Source organism: Lysinibacillus sp. UBA6686, from assembly GCF_002455205.1.
Classification (GTDB): Bacteria; Bacillota; Bacilli; order Bacillales_A; family Planococcaceae; genus Lysinibacillus; species Lysinibacillus pakistanensis.
Map to the genome: position 1 here is coordinate 8,103 of NZ_DKJS01000075.1, position 909 is coordinate 9,011.

Annotated in this window: 1 protein-coding gene; it reads left to right on the plus strand. The window is 32.9% G+C overall.

The window, feature by feature from the left end; all coding sequences use genetic code 11:
• Positions 1–159 precede the first annotated feature (159 nt).
• Complete coding sequence (locus tag B2R82_RS19890; protein ID WP_286926706.1) at positions 160–450, plus strand: DJ-1/PfpI family protein; 291 nt, start codon at positions 160–162, stop codon at positions 448–450.
• The last annotated feature ends 459 nt before the right edge of the window (positions 451–909 follow it).

A 909-nucleotide genomic window follows, 5' to 3' on the forward strand; every position in this document is an offset into this window, starting at 1 on the left:
GTTTAATGAGCTTCAACAAGAAAACAGAGCATGATTATACGATTGATAATCATCCTAATTTAGATATCTTAATAATCCCTGGTCCTCCTTTAAGGGCTAGCTGTCCAATCTATTATTAAGAATAAAAAAATTAAAGATTGGATAATTAAACATAAAAATATTGAATATATATGCTCAGTTTGTTCCGGATTAATTATTTTGGGGGAAACTGGATTGTTAAATGGGAAAAAGGCAACGACTCATCATTTAGCATTGAAAGTACTACAAGAAAATTATCCTGACATTCAAGTAGTTTCTGAAGGTAAAGTTATACAAGATAGTAATCTGATCACTTCTGGTGGTGTCTCTTCAGGCATAAATATGGGACTATATCTCGTGGAGAAAACAATTGGAAAAACAGCATCTGAAAGAACAGCTACAACTATTGAATTCGAATACACATTACATTAGTTGTTGAAATAACGGGTGCTTCGTATTATAAGGTCAACCAGTTTTTACTGGTTGACCTTATTTGTATAGGAATCATGTATCAGTAGCCAGGGCAGCACGTACGGGTGTGTGGGACAATGATCCCGTCATAGAAAATGAGCGCTTACAATTATAGTGCAATTTTTTTCAAGAGGTCCAGAATTATGGGAAATAGGAGACGACTTTTATCGTAACGACTTCAATAATAGGAAATATAAAGCAAAAATTACAATGTTAGGATTTTAATATTTATAAAAAATTGCAACAATCGCCAACGAACAGCCTTAATTAATGGCAAAGTTTTGTGAAAAGGAAGTATATTGCAAAAACAAAAAACCGGCAATAGTTGCCGGTTTTAGGTAATGATTTATTTAAATTTATTTTGTATTGTTTTCGTTTGAAAATCGACCAGAAGCCATTTTTTTGTTAGCTTCTGCCTGT